At 69.9% G+C, this 18,459-nt stretch carries 17 protein-coding genes and 3 pseudogenes; 10 read left to right on the forward strand and 10 right to left on the reverse strand.

What is annotated here, in order from left to right; genetic code table 11:
* Positions 1 to 110, reverse strand: a pseudogene (locus AB0947_RS37825) (transcriptional regulator); the annotation flags it as partial.
* 189 nt (positions 111 to 299) lie between these two features.
* On the opposite strand from AB0947_RS37825, the gene AB0947_RS37830 reads away from it, so the two are divergent.
* The 4 genes from AB0947_RS37830 to AB0947_RS37845 all read left to right on the forward strand — a co-directional run bounded on the left by AB0947_RS37830 (position 300) and on the right by AB0947_RS37845 (position 4,238).
* Positions 300 to 1,088, forward strand: coding sequence for an SDR family oxidoreductase (locus AB0947_RS37830; protein ID WP_366754921.1), 789 nt, complete (start codon positions 300 to 302; stop codon positions 1,086 to 1,088).
* 267 nt (positions 1,089 to 1,355) lie between these two features.
* Positions 1,356 to 2,378 (forward strand): LLM class flavin-dependent oxidoreductase, encoded by a 1,023-nt coding sequence (locus AB0947_RS37835; RefSeq protein WP_366754922.1) that lies wholly within the window; start codon positions 1,356 to 1,358, stop codon positions 2,376 to 2,378.
* A gap of 178 nt (positions 2,379 to 2,556) precedes the next feature.
* Positions 2,557 to 3,183, forward strand: a complete 627-nt coding sequence (locus AB0947_RS37840; RefSeq protein ID WP_366754923.1) for an RNA polymerase sigma factor — start codon at positions 2,557 to 2,559, stop codon at positions 3,181 to 3,183.
* Entirely contained in the window at positions 3,180 to 4,238 is a 1,059-nt protein-coding gene (locus tag AB0947_RS37845; protein ID WP_366754924.1) for a CU044_5270 family protein, read from the forward strand. The genes AB0947_RS37840 and AB0947_RS37845 overlap by 4 nt, the downstream gene beginning before the upstream one ends.
* Positions 4,239 to 4,423: 185 nt before the next feature.
* Here AB0947_RS37845 and AB0947_RS37850 read toward each other — a convergent pair whose 3' ends face one another.
* Positions 4,424 to 4,558 (reverse strand): hypothetical protein, encoded by a 135-nt coding sequence (locus AB0947_RS37850; protein ID WP_366754925.1) that lies wholly within the window; start codon positions 4,556 to 4,558, stop codon positions 4,424 to 4,426.
* A 574-nt stretch (positions 4,559 to 5,132) separates the two neighbouring features.
* Between AB0947_RS37850 and AB0947_RS37855 the strand changes: the two genes are divergently transcribed.
* Both AB0947_RS37855 and AB0947_RS37860 read left to right on the forward strand, forming a co-directional pair.
* Positions 5,133 to 5,978 (forward strand): enoyl-CoA hydratase/isomerase family protein, encoded by an 846-nt coding sequence (locus tag AB0947_RS37855; protein WP_366754926.1) that lies wholly within the window; start codon positions 5,133 to 5,135, stop codon positions 5,976 to 5,978.
* Positions 5,979 to 6,164: 186 nt separating this feature from the next.
* Positions 6,165 to 7,136: an MIP family channel protein gene (locus AB0947_RS37860; RefSeq protein ID WP_366754927.1), complete on the forward strand. Its 972-nt coding sequence runs from the start codon at positions 6,165 to 6,167 to the stop codon at positions 7,134 to 7,136.
* 529 nt (positions 7,137 to 7,665) lie between these two features.
* Here AB0947_RS37860 and AB0947_RS37865 read toward each other — a convergent pair.
* A pseudogene (locus AB0947_RS37865) lies at positions 7,666 to 7,916 on the reverse strand (transposase); the annotation flags it as partial.
* A gap of 273 nt (positions 7,917 to 8,189) precedes the next feature.
* Here AB0947_RS37865 and AB0947_RS37870 point away from each other — a divergent pair.
* Complete coding sequence (locus AB0947_RS37870) at positions 8,190 to 8,585, forward strand: hypothetical protein (protein ID WP_366754928.1); 396 nt, start codon at positions 8,190 to 8,192, stop codon at positions 8,583 to 8,585.
* A gap of 126 nt (positions 8,586 to 8,711) precedes the next feature.
* Positions 8,712 to 8,997: pseudogene (locus AB0947_RS37875) on the forward strand (hypothetical protein).
* 185 nt (positions 8,998 to 9,182) lie between these two features.
* Here the strand turns inward: AB0947_RS37875 and AB0947_RS37880 are convergent.
* The 4 genes from AB0947_RS37880 to AB0947_RS37895 form a co-directional block, all read right to left on the reverse strand.
* Complete coding sequence (locus AB0947_RS37880; RefSeq protein WP_366754929.1) at positions 9,183 to 9,596, reverse strand: hypothetical protein; 414 nt, start codon at positions 9,594 to 9,596, stop codon at positions 9,183 to 9,185.
* Positions 9,593 to 11,260, reverse strand: coding sequence for a hypothetical protein (locus AB0947_RS37885; protein ID WP_366754930.1), 1,668 nt, complete (start codon positions 11,258 to 11,260; stop codon positions 9,593 to 9,595). The genes AB0947_RS37880 and AB0947_RS37885 overlap by 4 nt, the downstream gene beginning before the upstream one ends.
* 29 nt (positions 11,261 to 11,289) lie before the next feature.
* Entirely contained in the window at positions 11,290 to 11,547 is a 258-nt protein-coding gene (locus AB0947_RS37890) for a hypothetical protein (RefSeq protein ID WP_366754931.1), read from the reverse strand.
* Positions 11,548 to 12,033: 486 nt separating this feature from the next.
* The gene (locus tag AB0947_RS37895; protein WP_366754932.1) at positions 12,034 to 12,483 is read right to left on the reverse strand and encodes a hypothetical protein; all 450 of its coding nucleotides are present in this window, start codon (positions 12,481 to 12,483) and stop codon (positions 12,034 to 12,036) included.
* A gap of 140 nt (positions 12,484 to 12,623) precedes the next feature.
* Between AB0947_RS37895 and AB0947_RS37900 the strand changes: the two genes are divergently transcribed.
* A complete protein-coding gene (locus AB0947_RS37900) occupies positions 12,624 to 13,811 on the forward strand; it encodes a zinc-ribbon domain-containing protein (RefSeq protein ID WP_366754933.1) in 1,188 nt (395 codons plus the stop codon).
* 110 nt (positions 13,812 to 13,921) lie between these two features.
* Here the strand turns inward: AB0947_RS37900 and AB0947_RS37905 are convergent, their stop codons facing one another.
* Positions 13,922 to 14,452 carry a hypothetical protein gene (locus AB0947_RS37905; RefSeq protein ID WP_366754934.1) on the reverse strand — a complete coding sequence of 177 codons (531 nt, stop codon included), beginning with the start codon at positions 14,450 to 14,452 and terminating at the stop codon, positions 13,922 to 13,924.
* A 70-nt stretch (positions 14,453 to 14,522) separates the two neighbouring features.
* Positions 14,523 to 14,813: a hypothetical protein gene (locus AB0947_RS37910; protein WP_366754935.1), complete on the reverse strand. Its 291-nt coding sequence runs from the start codon at positions 14,811 to 14,813 to the stop codon at positions 14,523 to 14,525.
* 1,313 nt (positions 14,814 to 16,126) lie between these two features.
* On the opposite strand from AB0947_RS37910, the gene AB0947_RS37915 reads away from it, so the two are divergent.
* Positions 16,127 to 16,558 carry a DUF6300 family protein gene (locus AB0947_RS37915; RefSeq protein WP_366754936.1) on the forward strand — a complete coding sequence of 144 codons (432 nt, stop codon included), beginning with the start codon at positions 16,127 to 16,129 and terminating at the stop codon, positions 16,556 to 16,558.
* A 217-nt stretch (positions 16,559 to 16,775) separates the two neighbouring features.
* On the opposite strand, the gene AB0947_RS37920 is transcribed toward AB0947_RS37915, so the two are convergent.
* Positions 16,776 to 17,312 (reverse strand): hypothetical protein, encoded by a 537-nt coding sequence (locus tag AB0947_RS37920; protein ID WP_366754937.1) that lies wholly within the window; start codon positions 17,310 to 17,312, stop codon positions 16,776 to 16,778.
* Positions 17,313 to 18,459 lie beyond the last annotated feature (1,147 nt).

The following is an 18,459-nucleotide window of genomic DNA, read 5'->3' on the forward strand; positions in this document are numbered from 1 at the left end:
AGGCCGGGCACGCGCCGGACGCGCCCGTCGGCGGGCAGTCCCGCCGACTCGGGGCTCACCCGCGCGCGACGGGTGCGCAAAAAGGCGGCGATCTCACTGCTGCGGTCCATACACCCAGTCTCACCTGCCCCAACACTGCTCGCCCCACGCTGGGTGGCCCTGCCAGTACCTGTTCTGTCAGGGCCACCTCCCGAGCCGTCCAGGTCGGTCCCGCGGTGGTCTGCTTGAAGACAGGGCCCGCGAGACGGACGTCCCAGGCCCCATCCCCGTACGACTCACCTTTCGAAAGGTGTCACTCCATGACCACCGAGACCTCTGCCACGGCCTCTGTCAGGCCCCTGGACGGCCGGGTGGCCGTCATCACCGGCGCGTCCAGCGGCATCGGCGAGGCAACGGCCGAGCACCTGGCGGCACAGGGCGCCAAGGTCGCGGTGCTCGCCCGGCGCGCCGAGCGGCTGGACGACCTGGTCGCGCGCATCGGCAAGAACGGCGGCACCGCCGTGGCCATCACCGTCGACGTGACCGATGCCGCCGCCGTGCAGGCCGCCGCCGACCGTGTCCAGGCCGAGCTGGGCGGCGCGGACCTGCTGTTCAACAACGCCGGCGTCATGCTGCCCGCGCCCGTCGAGGAACTGCGCGCCGACCAGTGGCAGCGCCAGATCGACCTGAACGTCTCCGGGCTGATGAACGTCATCGGCGCGTTCACCCCGCAGCTGGTGCGGGCCGCCCAGGAGCGCGGTGTCGCCGACCTGATCAACACCTCCTCCAGCGCCGCGCAGAACCTCTACCCGACCTTCGCCGTCTACGCCGGCACCAAGGCGTTCGTCTCCCACCTGTCCAAGCACCTGCGCATCGAGCTGGGCCCGAAGAAGGTACGGGTCAGCGCGATCGAGCCCGGCATCGTGGGCACCGAACTCCAGGACCACGTCACCGACACCGGCGCCCGCGAATGGCTGGAAGGCTCCAAGGACACCATCGACTGGCTCCAGTCGATCGACATCGCGCAGACCGTCGGCTTCATCGCCTCCCTCCCGCTGCGGGTCAACCTCCCGCAGGTCTTCATCATGCCCACCGCCCAGCCCAGCTGACACCGGACGCACCGGCCCGGCACGGGCACCGCTGCCTGTGCCGGGGACGGGGGAGCGGGCAGGGTGCGGGTGGGCTCCGCCAGGCGTGCCGGGGCCGGCCTGCCGGAGGCGCCGACCGCGGGGCCGGTGGTCCCGTGCCCGCCCCGGTCCGTCCCTGCCGCCCGCGTCGTGCGCACCGCGCCGCCCGCGCGACCGGCCGGCCGGTCGCGCGGGCGGCGACGGGCCCGTTCCGGCAGAACACACACACCCTCGACAGCTGGACACACTGTGAAGAAGATCGGATTTCTCTCCTTCGGCCACTGGTCGCCCAACGAGCACTCCCTTACCCGGTCGGCCTCGGACGTCCTGCTCCAGTCCATCGACCTGGCCGTCGCCGCCGAGGAGATCGGCGTGGACGGCGCGTACTTCCGAGTGCACCACTTCGCCCGGCAGGCAGCCAGCCCGTTCCCGTTGCTCGCGGCGATCGGTGCGCGGACCTCGAAGATCGAGATCGGCACCGGCGTGATCGACATGCGCTACGAGAACCCGCTCTACATGGCCGAGGACGCGGGCGCCGCCGACCTCATCTCGGGTGGCCGGCTGCAGCTGGGCATCAGCCGCGGCTCACCGGAGCAGGTGATCGACGGTTGGCGCTACTTCGGCTACAACCCCGCGCCGGGCGAGACCGACGCCGACATGGCCCGCCACCACACCATGGCCTTCCTCAAGGTCCTCGACGGCGAGGGTTTCGCCCGGCCCAACCCGCGGCCGATGTTCCCCAACCCGCCCGGACTGCTGCGCCTAGAACCGCACTCCGAGGGACTGCGCGACCGGATCTGGTGGGGCTCCGCGTCGAACGCGACCGCCGTCTGGGCCGCCGAGCTGGGGCTGAACCTGCAGAGTTCGACGCTGAAGGAGGACGAGACGGGCGAACCACTGCACGTGCAGCAGCGCAAGCAGATCGAGGCGTATCGCGAGGCGTACCGCAAGGCGGGCCACACCCGAACGCCGCGGGTCTCGGTCGCCCGCAGCATCTTCGCCCTGACCAGCGACCTCGACCGCGCCTACTTCGGCCACGACCGCAACTCCCGCGACCACGTCGGCACGCACGACAACGTCACCCAGTCCGTCTTCGGGCGGTCCTACGCCGCGGAGCCCGACAGACTGGTGAAGCTGCTGCGGGACGACGAGGCGATCCAGGCTGCGGACACCCTGCTCCTGACCGTCCCGAACCAGCTCGGAGTCGACTACAACGTTCATGTGCTGGAGAGCATCCTCACCCACGTGGCGCCGGAACTCGGCTGGCGCTGAGCGCAGTCACCGGCCGACGCCCCGTCACACGGAGACATGTTCGCCCCGGCACAGGCCGGCCCGGCTGTGGGGCACGGCGGACATGTGCACCGCCGCCGGTCGCCCGCCCGTTCACATGTGACGCGGCTCACGGGAACCCTGCCACCTCCCCGGAACAGGTCATGGTGTGAAGGCATCTTTGAGAACCAGGCTTCGGGCGGGTGACCCGGAGGCGTTCCGGGAGTTGTTCCAGGAGTTCGCCCAAGCGATACACCGTCATGCCCTGCGTGTCTCGGACGACTGGTCGGCGGCGGAGGAAGTCGTCTCACTGACGTTCCTCGAAGTGTGGCGGCTGCGGGAGCGGCTCGAGCCAGGGGATGACCCGGTACGTCCCTGGGTGTACGGCATAGCGACGAACGTGCTGCACAACCGGCGTCGGGCCGTGCGCCGCCACAGTCGAGCCATGGGCCGCCTCCCCGCACCGGACGTCGTCCGTGACTTCTCCGACGAGACCGTCGAACGTGTCGACGACCGCCGCCGGCTCGCCGCCGTGAAGACGGCGGTGACGCGGCTGCGCGGAGGCGAACGTGACGTCTTCCAGCTCTGCGTGTGGTCCGGCCTCACCTACGGCGAGGCCGCCGACGCCCTGGGCGTCCCCGTCGGCACGGTCCGCTCCCGACTGGCCCGCGCCCGCAAACGGCTACAGAAGCTCACCGCGGAGGAATTGAAGAAGCTCGGAAATCCCCAGGAACCACGCCCTGACAGCGAACAGATACAGGGCGACCGCGATTCCGCGGTCCGGACGATACAGGAGACGCTCCGATGAACGCATACCGGCAACAAGGCGCCGAGCCCGAACACCAGCTGATGGGCAATCAGTTCCCGGCTGCCGCGACGCGCGGTCTCTCCCCCGCCCGCATGGCACTCCTCGAGGAACAGCTGATGCGTGAGATCTCCCGGGCCGAACCGGCCCCGGCCGCCGTGGCCCCCCGCCGCCGTGCACGGTGGGGCCTGGTGGCCGTACCCGTGACCGTGACCGCCGCAGCAGCAGTCGTGCTGACGAACATCGGCGGCCCGGCCTCCCCCTCCGCGCCGTACACGGCCCTTTCCCCGGTGGTGAAAGTACAGCCCGCATCCGCCGAGGGCACGACCGAGCTGATGCGGGAAGTCGCTGACGCCACGCGCGAGAGCCACCCCCTCACCGTGCGCTCCGACCAGTACGTGTACATCAGGAGCAAGGTGGGCTTCAGCCGTCAGACCGCTCAGCGCACCATGAACGGCCCCACGCACATGGACGCCGTGCACGAACGCGAAGTCTGGCTGCCGCAGGACCCCGCCCGCGCCGGACTCATCCGGGAGGCGGGCAAGGACGAACGGCTCGCAGGCACCGGCCAAGCCCGCGTCGACGGCGGCGCCGCGACGACCCCCGGCGCCGGCAATGCGACCTATGCCCAGACGGCCGCGCTGCCGACCGACCCCGACACCCTCCTCGAAACGATCTACACCGTCACCGCCGGAAGAGCCCCCAGCCGGGACGCCGCGGCCTTCGACTGGATCGGCGACACCATCGACGAAGCCATCGTCCCCCCGAGGAACGAGGCGGCGATCTGGCTCGCCGCAGCCAAGATCCCCGGCGTCGCCGTCGTTCACGACGCCGTGGACGCGGCCGGACGACACGGCGAAGCCCTGGCCTTCGAGTCCCTCGGCGAACGCACGGAATACATCTTCGACACAACGACACACACCTACCTGGGCGAACGCAGCTATCTCGTCAAGAACACCCCAGCCGGCAAAGCCGGCCAACTCACCGGCATCAGCGCGATCCTGGACAGAGGCGTCACCGACCGACTGGGCCTGGCACCCGCCGACACCGACAAGTAGGACGCACGGCATCCGGTCCGCCGACACGGCCCGGTCCCGGACTCCCCATCCGGACCGGGCCGTGTCCCGCTCGACGGGGGGGAAGGACGGGAGAGCGGCTGAACTGAGCACGGTGCAACCGCCGACGCGCGTAGCCGGTATCACGAAGCCGCCGCCCCCGGACGGGGAACGGCGGCTGCACGACCTCAGCGTCGGCGTCGCGCCGCCAGAACGGTCGCGACGACCGCCACTCCCGCGAGCACGACCGCCGCGCTCACGAACAGGATCCACGGCGGAATCCGCTGCTCGGTGATGGCCAGGATGACAGAACGAGTGCGCACGGGTGTTCCCCTTCTCAGGTGTCGGGTTCCGTCACCAGCACGAAGCCCCGCCGCGGGGTGCGTCGCTCGGTGACCCACGTACTGACCTGTCTCCGGACAGCACCCTGTTCCCGTGACCCGCATCACGTACCACTGCGGCAGCTGATCCGCGACGCGTGCGCTCCCACGTCACCGCCTCCGTCTGACACGGGCGGCGGGAAGCACGGCGCCGGCGCGGCCGGGCGGGGGCAACCGGGAGGCGCGCGGCCGCAGCGGTGCGGCCGGCTTGCTGGCACAGGCGGCTGACGCAACGGGTAGGGATGGGTCTGACAGCCCGGCCGCCCCATTTCTCCAGTGGTCAGGGGTGTCCGCCGTCTGTCACGGCCACCGCCTTGCCAGTGGCCGAAGTCCGCGTATCGGTCTCCGTGCCGCCGGCCCGCCGGGGGCTTCGCCGTCTCGTCACGCTGCCGGTTCCCCCGGTCAGCCGTACAGCTTGCTGTTCGCGGTTCTATCGCGGCGCGACAACAGGTGAATCTCACCGGCTCGCCAGAGCAAGCCTGACTGCCGACGGCCGTTCGGAGCTAGCGTGCGGCGCATGAGTTCCCCCACACGTCTCACCCTGACCGAGCACTCCCCCACCTACTGGCGGGTGACGTTCGACAACCCTCCGGTCAATCTCGTCGACGGGACTATGACCCGAGAACTGGACGAGGTGTTCACGCGCGCCGAGGAGGCCGCCGTCAAGGTCATCCTCTTCGACAGCGCTGATCCCGAGTTCTACATCGCCCACTACGACCTCTCCGCGAAAGACGAACTGGAGCACGTCCTGGCGCATCCGGAGGAGGTCCATCCCTATACGGCGCTCCTCACCCGCCTCACCAAACTCCCCCTGGCGACCATCTCCTCCATCAGAGGCATCGCACGGGGCGCCGGCAGCGAGTTCCTGCTCGCCACCGATATGCGCTTCGCCAGCCGAGAGAAGGCCGTCATCGGTCAGTTCGAAATCGGCATGAGTGCCATCGCGGGGGGCGGACCCGCCACGCGCCTGCCCGGCTTGGTCGGGCGCGGCCGGACCTTCGAGATGCTCTTCGGCGGCCTCGATCTCGACGGCGTGCGCGCCGAGCAGTACGGCTACGTCAACCGGTCGCTCCCCGACGCCGAACTCGACGGATTCGTCGACGAACTCGCCTCCCGCATCGCCTCCTTCGACCTGCAGACAATCAAAGACATCAAACACTTCGTCAATATCGCCACTCTGCGGCCTGACGCCGAGTTCAAGGACCAGATGGACGCCTTCTGGGCCTCGGTGAGCCGTCCGGCCCAGCAGCATGTCGCCAGGCACCTGTTCGAAGCAGGACTCCAGCAGCGCAGCGAGGTCGAGCGCGACCTGCCGCACTGGGTGACGCGCTTTCAGTACCGCCCCGGCTCGGACGAGGGCTAGACGGGGCTGCCGCCGCGACCACACGGCGCCGCCGGGCCGGTCCACGACGGCGGGGCCCTCCCGTCCCCGTGACAGCCGGTCCCCGCGCGCCGGCCCGCCCGGCTTCGCCCTCCCCCGGTCGACGGCACGGCCTCGGCGAGGGAACGCGACGCCACCAGTCCGACAGGTCAGATCATAGGAGTGACGATGACGGTTGAGATTGCGCCCTTGCTGCGCCCTTCCCGGCTCAGGTACCGAGAGGGGCTCCTCGGCGAGTGCCTTGCGGAGTTCCTGGGGATGTTCGTCCTCATCTCCTTCGGCCTGGGTGTCGCGGCCACGGCGGTCGCGGCTCTGCCGGGCTCGGGCCGTACCGCGGGTGCCACGACGAACTTCGTCGGGGTCGGGGACTGGGTCACGCCTGTACTCGGGTGGGGGCTGGCCGTGACCTTCGGCATTTATGTGGCCGGTGGTGTCAGCGGCGCCCATCTCAACCCAGCGGTCACCCTTGCCTTCGCCGTACGGCGCCGATTTCCCTGGGCGAAGGTCCTTCCGTTCATGGCGGCCCAGCTCATCGGCGCCTTCGCCGGGGCGGCACTGGTGTACGCGGTGTACCACGACGCGATCAGCGCCCTGGAGCAGGCGTTGAAGGGGCCGAAGACGAGCGGGCACAGCCTCAACACGTTCTCGATCTTCGGCACGTTCCCCGCTCCGTACTTCCACGGCGGCGTCTGGGGGCCGTTCCTGGACCAGGCGGTCGGCACAGCATTCATGCTCATGTTCATCATGGCGGTCATCGACCTGCGCAACCCGGCCGTACGGGTCTTCATGGGCCCACTCGTGATCGGACTGGCGGTCGCGGCCATCGGTTCGTCGTACGGCGCGAACGCAGGTTATGCCATCAACCCTGCCCGTGACCTGGGTCCGCGCGTGTTCGCGTGGGCGATGGGCTGGGGGCAGCTGGCGCTGCCCGGCTCGCTTCCAGGCGCCTTCAGCAACTACTTCTGGGTCCCCATCATCGCCCCGCTCGTCGGCGGCGTGATCGGTGTCCTGGTCTACGACCTCTTCGTGGGTGACGTCCTGCACGCGCGGGACCAGGCCACCAAGCCGCCGGAGGTGGGCTGCACGCGTCCGGTCACCAGCGCGAAGGAGTCGGTGGCCGCCGTCTCACGGCTCGAGTAGGTGCTGCCCACGATGTCCGGGCGGCGCGGCCACCAGGCCACCGATGTCCATGCGGCCCCGCGGACAGCTCCTTGCCGTCACCGTCGGCGGAGTTCCTCTGCCCAGTCCAAGATCGCGGCTGCCGCCGTGGAGTCCGGTCCCCCCGCCCCGCGGAAGCCGCACAGCAAGCGCCCGGGCACGGTCATGCTGTGCGTCGTCGTCACAGCCGTGACGGGCCTCGCGGTCGGCCATTACCCGGGCCCCGTCTGATACCGGATCCTGACGCTCCTGCCCGCCCTGGCCAGCGCCGCGCACGTCTTCCTCCTCCAGCCCGGGCGCGGCGTCCTGCGCATCACCTTGACGGTCACCACCGGGCTCTACTTCCTCGTGCAGGCGGTCAACGTCACGCAAGGAGCGCCGGGAGCCGTGATCGGCGTGCTCCTGTCCGCGGCCGTGCTGCTCCTTCTCGGCATGTGACCTGACCGTCTGCGAGCAGGCCGGCGAACCCCGGGTGCGGACGGCCGCTGAGAACAGCGCCCGATGAGCGTCCCAGCAGCCAGGTCACCGCGCAGTGGTCCAGGCGTGGGCCAAGGACGCGTTCCAGCGAGGGGTGGAACTGAGTGAGGAGGCCCCGCGTATCCGGTTGGAGGTCCGGGTGGCCTCGGCTGCCAGGTCCTGATCGAAGCCCACCAGCACGGTCAGCTCGGCGGTGATCTCGTCGGTCAGTTCCAGCGAGCGCAAGGTGTGCGGCATCGTCCGGGCGGCGTCCGCGATCACTGCGGCGTCCTTCACGTCGGTTTCGCCTCGCCGTGTCCGCCGGTCAGCGAACCGTGAGCGCTACTTGCGTACCGTCTCCGTGGATACCCTGAAGTCCGCCGGCACACACGTGTCCTTCCGCGCAGGCCGCAACGATCCGGGCCCGCTCCGCCACCGAGCTGAGACCTGACGCACAAGCCGCCGTACCTCATGTGTGATGAACTGTGGCCCGGTTTCGAGACGTTGATCCCGTCTCGGACAAGAGAGCGGGAGGGGACCGTGGACCTTGGTGGGGGGACGTGGCAGCGACTGACCGCCGTGGTGCTCGTCATGGCGGTGGCGGCCGGGTGTACGGGGCAGGGCGAAGGCGCGCGCGGCGGAAACGACGAAGACCTGCTGCGGAACAACGACTGGACGCAGATGCCGGGCACCACCGCGCGGAACGACATCCTGCGGATCAGCGCATTGGATCGGCGCATCGTGGAGCAGGACTCCTCCGGCGGTCAGCCCAACCCCCCGCTGAACCTGGCCGGCCCGCATCTTGAGTCCGATGGCGACTTCACCGTCACCGTGCGCATGTCCGGTGTGGGTGACGATGACGGCGACTCATGGCTGCGGCTGTACGGACGGGTACCGGTCATCTACGACGAGTGGCGCCAGGAGCGGCCCTCACTCCGCGTCGGAGTGACCGCTGACGGACGGGTGAAGGTGTAGATATGGGACGGCGAGGGCGATGAGCCGGCCACCTCCGAGGTTTTCGACTGCGGCTGCTCCGGGACGGTGACGCTCGCCGTGTCGAGCATCGGTGACACCTTCCGCGTGGCAGCCGACGGGCGGCAGCTGGGCACCGTGCTGAACGGCCGGGTCTATGGCGCGGAGCACGACGACCCCCACCCTGGCCCGCTCCCACACCGGACCTACGCCGAACTGGTCGGCGGGCCGCTGGACGGCCTGCTGCTGGACATCCACGGGTGGCGGACCGAGGAAGTCGACGACGGTGTCGCCCTGTCACCGAACTCGGATGGTGGCCCGGCGGCCGCGTCTTGTACGACCCGCGCCCCGGCGAACCCCGCACGCTGGGCCCGGTTGTGAGCTGCCGCTTTATTACTCCGGCGACACACCCTGATCACAGGCCCGACCGGGCTGCGGTGCGGGGGCGATGACTAGGTCGGCCTGACCGGAGTCGGCACCCGCCGGCGGGTGCGCCCGGAGAGCAGCCGTGTCACGAGTTCGGCTTCACCTGGGCAGCGCGTGGGCCCCGCACCGGGGGAGGGTGCGGGGCCCAGTTGTGCTTCGGGCGTCGGCCGCAGGTCAGGTGCGCCGGCGTGGGATGCGCGCCCGGTGCACGAGGGGGATGCCGAGGCGGGCGGCCACGGTTCTCTCCAGGTCGGAGACGACGTGGTCAGGGGTGGCGCTGCTCAGCGGAATCACCCAGTACTCGGCCCACTCCTCCTTCTTCGACGTGGTTCGGCTGGCGTGCTGGTGGAGCCTGGTTGCGGCGGCTCCCTGGGTAAGCATCCGGCGCGGAGCGGTTCTTCCGCAGTAGCAGGCGAGGCCCTCCTGGTTGGCCACGACGTAGATGGCCTTGTCCTCGTACCCGGAGTTCTGGCCGATGGGGACCGGTTCGGGCCGTTCCTCGGCGAGCCACTGGCCGGCGAGCTGGGCGAGCATGGCGTACCGGGTGTCGGTGATGGTGACGAGGCCGGTCCAGACGGTGTCGGTCATCCGAGCGGCTCCTCCTCGGAGATGCGGTCGAGGATCCTGCTCATACGACGGAGCTGCTTGACGGAAGCTTCGATGGCCGTCCAGGAGAGCTGGTCGGTGGTGCCGTTCTCCTTGCGCAGCTTGACCAGGTCGTCGAGGTGGTTGGTGGCCTCGGTGAGGGACGCCTGGAAGTTCGTGAGGGCCTTCTCCTCGCGTGCGGTGCTGGAGAGCCCGCTGGTCTCGCCTTCGGGGTTGAACCCGTGGAGGGCGGCGAGACGCAGGTGAGCGTTGAAGTCGCTGCCCTTCCAGCCATCGGGCTCGACCAGACGTCCGTCGGCCCACCAGCGCGGGCTCAGACCGCCCCGGATCCGCTTGATCGCGTCGGCGAGGACCTGTGGTCCTTCCTCCCTTTCGAGGACGGCCTTGACGACCGTGCCGACGCCGGTGCGCATGACCGTGTGGTTGACGATCTGCTCGGCGGAGCCGCCGGGGGCGAGGAGGTTCCCGCTGGTGACGAGGGCGACCATGGCGAGCACGCCGAGGAGCAGCTTGGCGGGGATGTCGCCGTTGTCGGCGCGCTGGAGAAGGTCGTCCACGGCCTGGTCGTTGTCGACGTTGTCGACGTCCCACTCGTGGTCGACGAGGTCCTTCCACAGGCAGCCGCTCTCCAGCGCGGTGCGCACCGGCTTGATGCCCTCTCCGAGGGAGGTGGAGTACGAGCGCAGGCCGAGCTCGGTGACCAGGCCGCTGCGGCCGGCGAGCTGGAGGCTGCGCTTGTCCAGCTTGGTGGCCGTGATCGCGTTCAGCTTGGGCTCCTTGCGGGTGAGCTGCTGGGCGATGAACGCGAACCGAAGGTCGCGGAGGGCACTGAGACCGAGGGTCTTCATGGGGTCGGTGATGTCGACGCGGCCGAGGAGGACGTCCTTGACGGCCTGGGCGTTTTCGCCGAGCTCGCCCTCGTCGAACAGGGCGGTGACGGTCTCCTCGGCCGTGATGCTGTGCTTCGAGGCGTCCGCGAACACCTTCACCCCGATGTTCATGCGCATCAGCAGCGAACGGACCGCGGCGGGGAAGCGCTGCATGCCCATGTCCGGGTCGTCGTCGGTGTAGCCGATGACGACCTCCACGGGGACGGTCATGGCGTTGAGGAGCGCAGCGGCCTGGTCGCGCTTAGCGCGGGCGGCCTTGTTAGTGCCGGTGGCGGCCTTGATGTCGCGGTAGGCCTTCTTGATGACCTCCCGGACGAGGCTGCGCCGGTCGGTGAGGGGGAGGCTCATGAGGTGCGACGGGAGCAGCGAGGGGCGCTCCTTGCCCTTGGCCGGGCCGATCAGGCCGGTCGGGGCCGGGACGTGGGCGGTGCAGGACGCCCAGCGGCTGTTGCCGTCGACAAGACCCAGGTCCCCGGCGGGGTAGCGCTCGGGGTCCAGGAAGACGACAGGGACGGCCGTCAGAGCCCGCTCCACGATGCGCCGGCCGACTTCCTGCTTGTTTTGCTCCTTCACCTTCTTGGATGCCCGGTCGACGGCGTCGAGGAGGGCGTCCATGGGGTCGGTGTAGACGAGGGCAGCGTCGGTCTCGTGTGCGGCGGGCATGGACAGGACCTGCTGCTGGGCAACGGTGTCCGGGTCGGCCGCGTAGTGGGCCTCGTCGAGGAGCCGGTCATTCTCGACCGCGGGGGACAACATCAGGGTGTGGGCACGGTAGTTGATGACGGTCAGCCAGCCGGTCTCGACACGGCGAGCTCCGGGCGGAGATCGGCGAGGAGGTCCGGCTCGACCGCGCTATACGCGATCCGGAGAATGGCGTCGTCGGTGAGCTGGACGCCAGGCCGGTCCTTTCCGAGGGCCTTGATCGCCTTGGCGGTCTGGCTGACCGGTACGACGCGGTGCTCGAACGGCGTGGAGCGGTCGCCGGAGCGGATGTCGATGACCTGGATGTCGGGGAGGTCGTCGGGGGGTTCGATGGTGCTCACGTGGCCTCAATCTGGTGGGCCGGCGCGTGACGGGCTCGCGGCCGGTGATCGGCGTACGCGAGCAGAGCGCCATCGGAGCGCTACGCACCCGTGCCCACCCCGGTGAGGACCGCGGTCCGTCGCTGGGCTGACCCGGCTTCGCTTCGGTGGCCTGGAGGCGGATCCAGGTACCCGCCCCGTGAGGTGCGGGCGGCGTACTTGGACCTTGTCAGTGGAGACCGCGGTCTCCACCGGCTGCGCAGCAGGCCGCCCTCGGCGGCGGCGATGGGCAGGAATGTACATCCGTCCAGGCTTGCAACGCAGGGGAATTGGCGAACTGCCCGACCTGGCCGGCTGCAACCTGCCGCCGATGCCTGCCCAGACCTTCTGCGCCAGGTACCAGCCTGTCCGTGACCGGCAGGCTCCGCCTCTGTCCCGGTGCCCGGCGACGACGGGCTGCACAGTCCGGCCGTGCAGCCCGTCCGCGCTCACGCACGTGTCGGACGGTCACCTCATCAGCGGCACGACGATCGCCGGCACGGCGATGCACAGCGTCATGACGCTGAAGGCCGCGATGCTGCCCCAGCGATCGCCCGGTTCACCGGGGCCTTGACCAGGCGGGCGATTCCGAACCCGATGAGGCCGGCGAGTGCGGAGAAGAGGATGCACATGCCCAGCACGAGCATCAGAACCACGAGCAGTTGCACGGTCACGCGGCACCCGCTGCTTACCGTGGCGGGCGCCAGCCTTGGTGTGGAGCTGGTCGGGGATCCAAATACGCCGCTCGCGGGCCGACTCGTACAGGACCCCGCGGAAGCGGGTCTTGCGCATCCGGACCGCCGCATGGGTGATGTCCAGCGCGTCCGCTATCTCGGTGTCCACGTAGCCCTCGACGGTCATCCGGACGACGACCTGGGTGATCGAGGGCTGCTCGCCCAGCTCGACGAGAAGGGCCACCGCTCCTCGCGGACCGCAGGCACGGACGATCCCGGAGCCGGGCTGTAATCAGCGGTCACGCGTCTCCGTCGGCCTGCCCGATCGTTGAAGAGGCTGGGTTGGACCGGGAGAGCTGCCCGCAGACCAAGGAGGGGGACGCCGTGGCGCGTTCGTTGGGTGTGTCGCTGGCCGAGGCGTATCCGCAGGTCGCCGCAATGTGGTTGCAGGAGCGCAACGGGGGGCTGACTCCGGCAAAGGCGACGCCGAAGATGCAGGTCGCGGTGTGGTGGCGGTGCTCGGCCGGGCACGAGTGGGAGGAGAACATCTCCAACCGGACGGCGCTGCCGAAGTGGAAGGGCGGCGACGTCGCGGCCTGCCGTGAGTGCGTCGGCTACAAGGTGTCCTACTCGTATCCGGACTGCGGGCACACCGCGATGGTCACCCCGGAGGCCGCGGCGAAAAAGCGGGGACGCTGCTGGAAGTGCCATCAGGAGTGGTGGCAGGCCAACGAGAAGCGCCTGAAGAAGGAGCTGTCCACCGCCGCGAAGGCCGCCGCCGGCCGCGCGGGCAAACTGCTGGACGCCGTCCCCGTACCCGCCGACGTTCCGGCACCGCTGGTCACCGAATGGCGGTGGTGGGCGTCCAAGCACCTCCAGGGCGCCATCGCCGCCGAGGAGCAGATGGGCAAGGAAGGCCGAACAGGCGAGGTCCTGGCTCATGTCACCGAGATGGCCGCCCACCTGCTGCCGACGAAGGAGGAAGCCGGGCACGCGGCGGCCAACGGCGGGGTACTGCGGCTCCTGGACCAGGCGCACTGGGCAGAGGGCTGGCTCCACCGGCTCACCGGACGCTCAGCCCAGAGCGTAGACAAGGAAACCCTGCAGAACATGGCCTGGCTCCTGGGAGAGGTCCTCGCGGACTGGTCGCAGCGCGCCGCCGAGGCCGTCGCCGCCGACCGCGCCAAGGGGCACGAGCCACCCGCCACCGCTGAGGTCACCCGGGTCCTGACCCGGGTCGCGCTCTCCTTCAAGGACGAGCTGGTGCGCGACACCCCGCTCGCCCCGTTCGCCCGTGCCTACAGGGAACTGCGGCTGCCCGTGGTCCCGGACGGCAAGGGCCGCTACGGCCGGGCGGACGTGGTGGTCTGGGTGCCCGGCGGGCCGAACTTCGTAATCGAGATCGACTCCGCGCCCAACCCGGCTAGCGCCGAGAAGCTCGTCTTCGCCCGCGACGCCGGCGCCTTCCCGCTGTGGGTCCGCTTCGGCAAGGGGAGCATCGAGACCATCGACGGCGCCATAGTCCTCGACATTCGTGACGCCGTGCGGGATGCGTGCAAGGCAGGCGCCTGACGGCCGTTGCTACGGGGTGCCGTCGATGCCCGACGCCGTGGCGTTCGGAGTGCCAACCTTCCGGCGGTAGCGGCCCTGCGCGGCTTGCTCGGACTCCACAACTGGCCCGGTCACGTCCGCACATAGCGATCGCCGTGATGGAAGTCGAACACCCACAGGTGTGCTTCGGGCGGTTCGTCGCAGACGTCGCAGACGCCGGGGCGCACTTGCACCTCGAAGTAGTTGTGAGCGAAACCTCCGGGGCCGTCATAGTCGCGTTGAGCGGCGCTCAGGCAGTTCCTGCCAGCCCGGCAGCGGCCGCAGCAGTCGTGAGTCATGATCGTGGGGTCCACCTTCTTCCTACACCCCTGGTGACCGCACTCGTAGTAGCCGCCTGCATGGTGGGTCCACCAGCGGTTGGGCGGGTCGGTGTCTTCCTCCTCGGTCTTGGTGGCCGCGGTGTTGGAAGGGGTGAGGGCGCGGCTGACTGCCACAGTGGCCACGAGGCCGAGCAAGATCAGACCCGCTTTGCCGACGGGCGCGAGGCCGTCGGCGATGCGCCGATGCAGGGGCTTTCGCTCGTCTCCGTCTTCTGACGGCGGGTCGGAAGGCTGATGATCGCCGCTTTGAGAGCGGGGTGTCGTACCGTCCGGCGCTGCCATCTGACGGACCTTCTTCTCAGCTCTGGGAACCGGAAGTTTAGAGCCCCTGGGCGGAACAGGGGGACCTCGATTAGCCGATGCTGGCGTCTGTCTCCGGAGCCTTTCGGGCGTTGTTTCTGAGGTTGGCGAAGGGCAGAGCTCCTCCGTGGAGTTCTTTGAATTCATCGATCAGGTCCTGCTCGGCCTCACCCGGGTCCTCCTCGGTCGTCGGCTGCCAGGCGACGAGCAGCGTGTCCGAGTCGGCCAGCTGCCAGATGTAGCGTCCGCCCCAGTGGCCGGCCAGCAGACCGGTGCCGTGGCGGCGATAGTCGGCAAGCCTCTGATTCAGTCCGTCCTGACCCGCGGCCTTGCCGATGTACACAACCGTTGCTCCGTCCACCCAGGCATCGCCCGAGCTTGTCGGCGGTCACGGACGGGTCGCGGCCCTTGAGGTGCCCGGCAGGGCTGGTGGGGAGGAACGACGGGGGCGAGGTGTCCGTGCGGATCACCACGTAGATTCCGTGCCCGGTCGGGACGTTGCTGCGGGGCAGTTCACGGAACGGCACGAAGCCGCGGAAGCCACGTGCGGTCAGGGTCCTCTGCGTCAGCTCTGGTGTCGCGCTCATGGCAGGCATCGTGCCAGGCGCATCTGACAGTCCTCAAGAACGACTGAGGTCACCTGTCCGGCTCCCTGGATGCCGTCACCGAAGCCTCCGGACGGTTCCTCTCGATCGACCGCTGAGGGGCGCCATCGTAGGTACGGTCGTCATCACGTAACCGACGACGGCACACACCACCGGACCCAGGGGGCAATGGGCGTGGAGAACGGATCGCAGAGCATCCCGTAGGGCGGCGAGTGGCGACGTCACCTCCGCTCCGATGCCGAGATGGATCTCGTGCGCTCGTGGATGCGCCGTGTCGAGTGCCCGACCTGCAAGGCAGCCGCAGGGCGGGCCTGCCGCACCGTCCGCCGCCCTCCTCCCCCCATGCAGCACGCGACTGACGTACAAGCCGCTGGCTCGCTTACCTGCCACGGGCCAGGGAAATCCGTTCCGCGTCCGGTCAGACCGCGGGCCGCGGGGAGTGCAGGCATCCCCGGGCCCGGTGTACGGAGTCGTGGCGTTCAGCGATGGTGGGACGACGCCGTCACGCCTCGGGCTGTGAAGGCTCCACCTGGCGCAGGCAGTACACGCACCTGGACCCAGAGTCGACGCGGCCCATGCACCGCCGGCAGTCCCCCCGTTCACGCACTGGCCCCCGGCCGTCCGCGCAGCCGGGGCAGGTCATCACCGGCTGCCGGAAACCGAAGCTGACCACCCACCCGTCCCCTTGAGCGGCATCCCGCGCCAGCTGCGAGACCTCGGAGGCGGAGCGCGCGTCTTCGTCGTCGCCGGTCTCCACCGCCAGGTAGACGGCGAAGCAGTCGTCGGTGTCACACACGACAGCCACTCCAGTAGGCATCTACTTTCCTCCCCAACTCGGCACTCAGGGCGATGACTTCAGCCGCGCTGTGCCCTCCGGTCGTGCCCTGCATGACCATCCTGCGGCAGAGCAGCGCCTGCGAACCGAGAATTCGCACAGGCTCATCGAAGGAGCCCAGCCCCACCCCTTGCAGTGCAGCCCTCTTGACCCTGATCGACAGGCGGGCGGATCGTGGCCGATCGCGTCACGCTCCACCCCGAAAGGGGGACTCGCATGTCGTTCACCCGGCGCTACGTCGTACGCCCCGACGGCTCCTTCTGCCGCATCGGCAACCTCGACGGCAGCCTCGACAACGTTCCCGACGAAGAACTCGCGCGTCTTCACCCCGAGCGGGATGAAGACGAACAGCCGGCCCGGCCCTGCTCCCGCTGCGGCACCGAACTCCTGCTGCACTGGCACGGCCCGCCGATGACCGACGTCTGGATGGAACTCTGCCCAGCCTGCGACGCCCACCGCCCCGCCGCCCGCGCGTTCATCCAGTGGCACCGCGACCCCGACCGCGACCCGAAGGCGCTCCCCAAGCTCTTCGGCTCCCCGAGCAACAGAGTGTGCGGGGCGGTCAGGGAGCCGGTGACCGCCCCGACGATCGCCCCGGTTGTCTCGCGGACTTTGTATTCACGCCAGCCCCTTGTCGACGGCCGGTAGACGTCGGTGAGCCTTTAAGGCAGCTTCCCACAGCCTGATCAGAGCACCAGCCGTCACTCTGCGTGCACGCAGCACGGAAAGCGAGCCAACCCCTGAAAACGGACAGCGGATGTTCACCGCTTCGGGAGGCACCGCAGCCGGCCTCGTTTGATTCCACATCACTGCGGCAGGGGGGGCGCAACGCGTGCCGCATGCTGATGTCTCGCGGCCCTGAGCATCAGGGAGCAGAGCTGCCGACGACTTCCGCCAACTCGCCGGCGGCCTCGGGGGTCAGACGGTAGAACCCCTGGAGGCTGACCGATCTCTCAAGACGGCCATCCACCACGTGCTTCAGGCCGCGGGTCTGACCTCGGCGGTTGCGCCAGGTGAGCCTCGCCAGCAGTTCACCGGGGACGGCTACATCGAAGCGTACGGGCGTCGCGTCCACATGCACCGCCATGGCACCGCAGCCGCCGGCGCCGAGCATCGACCAGTCACCGTGCCCCGGATACGCAGGGTCCTGCCAGGTTGCGGGTGCCGCGCCGCAGCAGTCGCGTCGTTCCATATCGATCACCCGCAGCTGACTGACTACGAAAACCTCGCGCCGGTTGACATGCAGCGCGTACACCTCGTCCCCAGCACGAGCACCCGCCCACGCGGGCAGGGAGGAGTGAACGCCGCTGAAGGCGACCGGCGGTCGCTCTCCCACGCGACCCGCCTTGCGCAGTGCACGGCACGTGTCGTGGGTCCACAAGACGGTGAATGCATCAGACATGCCATGATCCTATGAACGGGGACTGACAGCCTCCCGCAGAGGACAGGGAATCTCGCCGCAGAAGTGGCGACGATCGTGCTTGGCACTCGCGTGCCGTTCGAATCCTTGGATAGGCTTCGCCGCCTCCCGAAGTGGCCAACATCTGCTGTCCGCGCTCCCATGGATGAAGCCACCCGCCCGTCACGGCCGCTTCTGCCTCTTTCCTCGGCCCTGGGACGTCGCTGGGCCGTCCCGGCCGCCGGCTGCCTTCGCCGCGCGGCTGCGCCCGGCGGCCGCCTCGCGCTGGACCGTGGTGGCCTGCTGCCGTCACCCCGGGCCGCGCCCGCACAGTCGGCCACCGTCCACCGGCCGCCCCGCCCGCCGCCGTCCGTCGGCCGTGAGCCGTCGGGTCATCGGTTACCGGGCCGGGCGCCCGCCGGTTCCGGTCGCCACCGTTCGCCCGTACCCGCCGCCGCGCGCCCGTGCCGCTTGTCGCCGCCGCCCAGCAGCTCTCGGTCCTCGGCTGTGCCGAGCCGCTGCTGCCCGCGCCGCGGCTCGCCGCCCGCCTCCGCCCGTCCGGCCGCCCGCGCCGTCCCGTCCGGCCGCGACGCCGTCCCGCTTCCTTCCGGTCGCCCTCGGTAGGTCCGGCGGCCACCACCTGCGCCGTCCACTGTCCGGCCCTCTGCGCATCGGACCGGACTTGCGGGCCGCGCTTCTGCACCGGCCTCCCGGCCGCGCGCCGGGCCGCTGGCCGGGCTCGCGCGGGTCTCGCCCCCGCCCGCGCTGCCCGCCGCCGTACTTCCTGTGCCTGCCGTCCTGTCGTTGCCCGGCAACACGGCGCTGGCGCCATGCCCGCCGGCGCCCCGCACACCGGCCGTGGTGCCCGCGCCGCGCCCTGGCCGCGGTGCCGCCGCCGCGCTGTGCCGGCCTGCTGTGCCCTGTCCCGGCGGCTTGGGCTTGCGTCCGGCCGCCGTGCCGAATTGCTGCTCGTCGTGCGCCCATGCGCCGTCCCGCCTCGGCCGTCCGCCGGGGCCGCCCGGCTGTCTTCGTCAAGCCGGGTCTCGCCCGGGGCCTGGTCCCGACCGGTCGTGATGACCGACGGGATCTTCGCCGGGCAGTGGACCTGAAGGGATTTGAACCCCCGGCCCTCTCGATGCGAACTATGGGC

Origin of the sequence: Streptomyces sp. NPDC047841 (assembly GCF_040704085.1) — a bacterium.
GTDB lineage: Bacteria > Actinomycetota > Actinomycetes > Streptomycetales > Streptomycetaceae > Streptomyces > Streptomyces argyrophylli.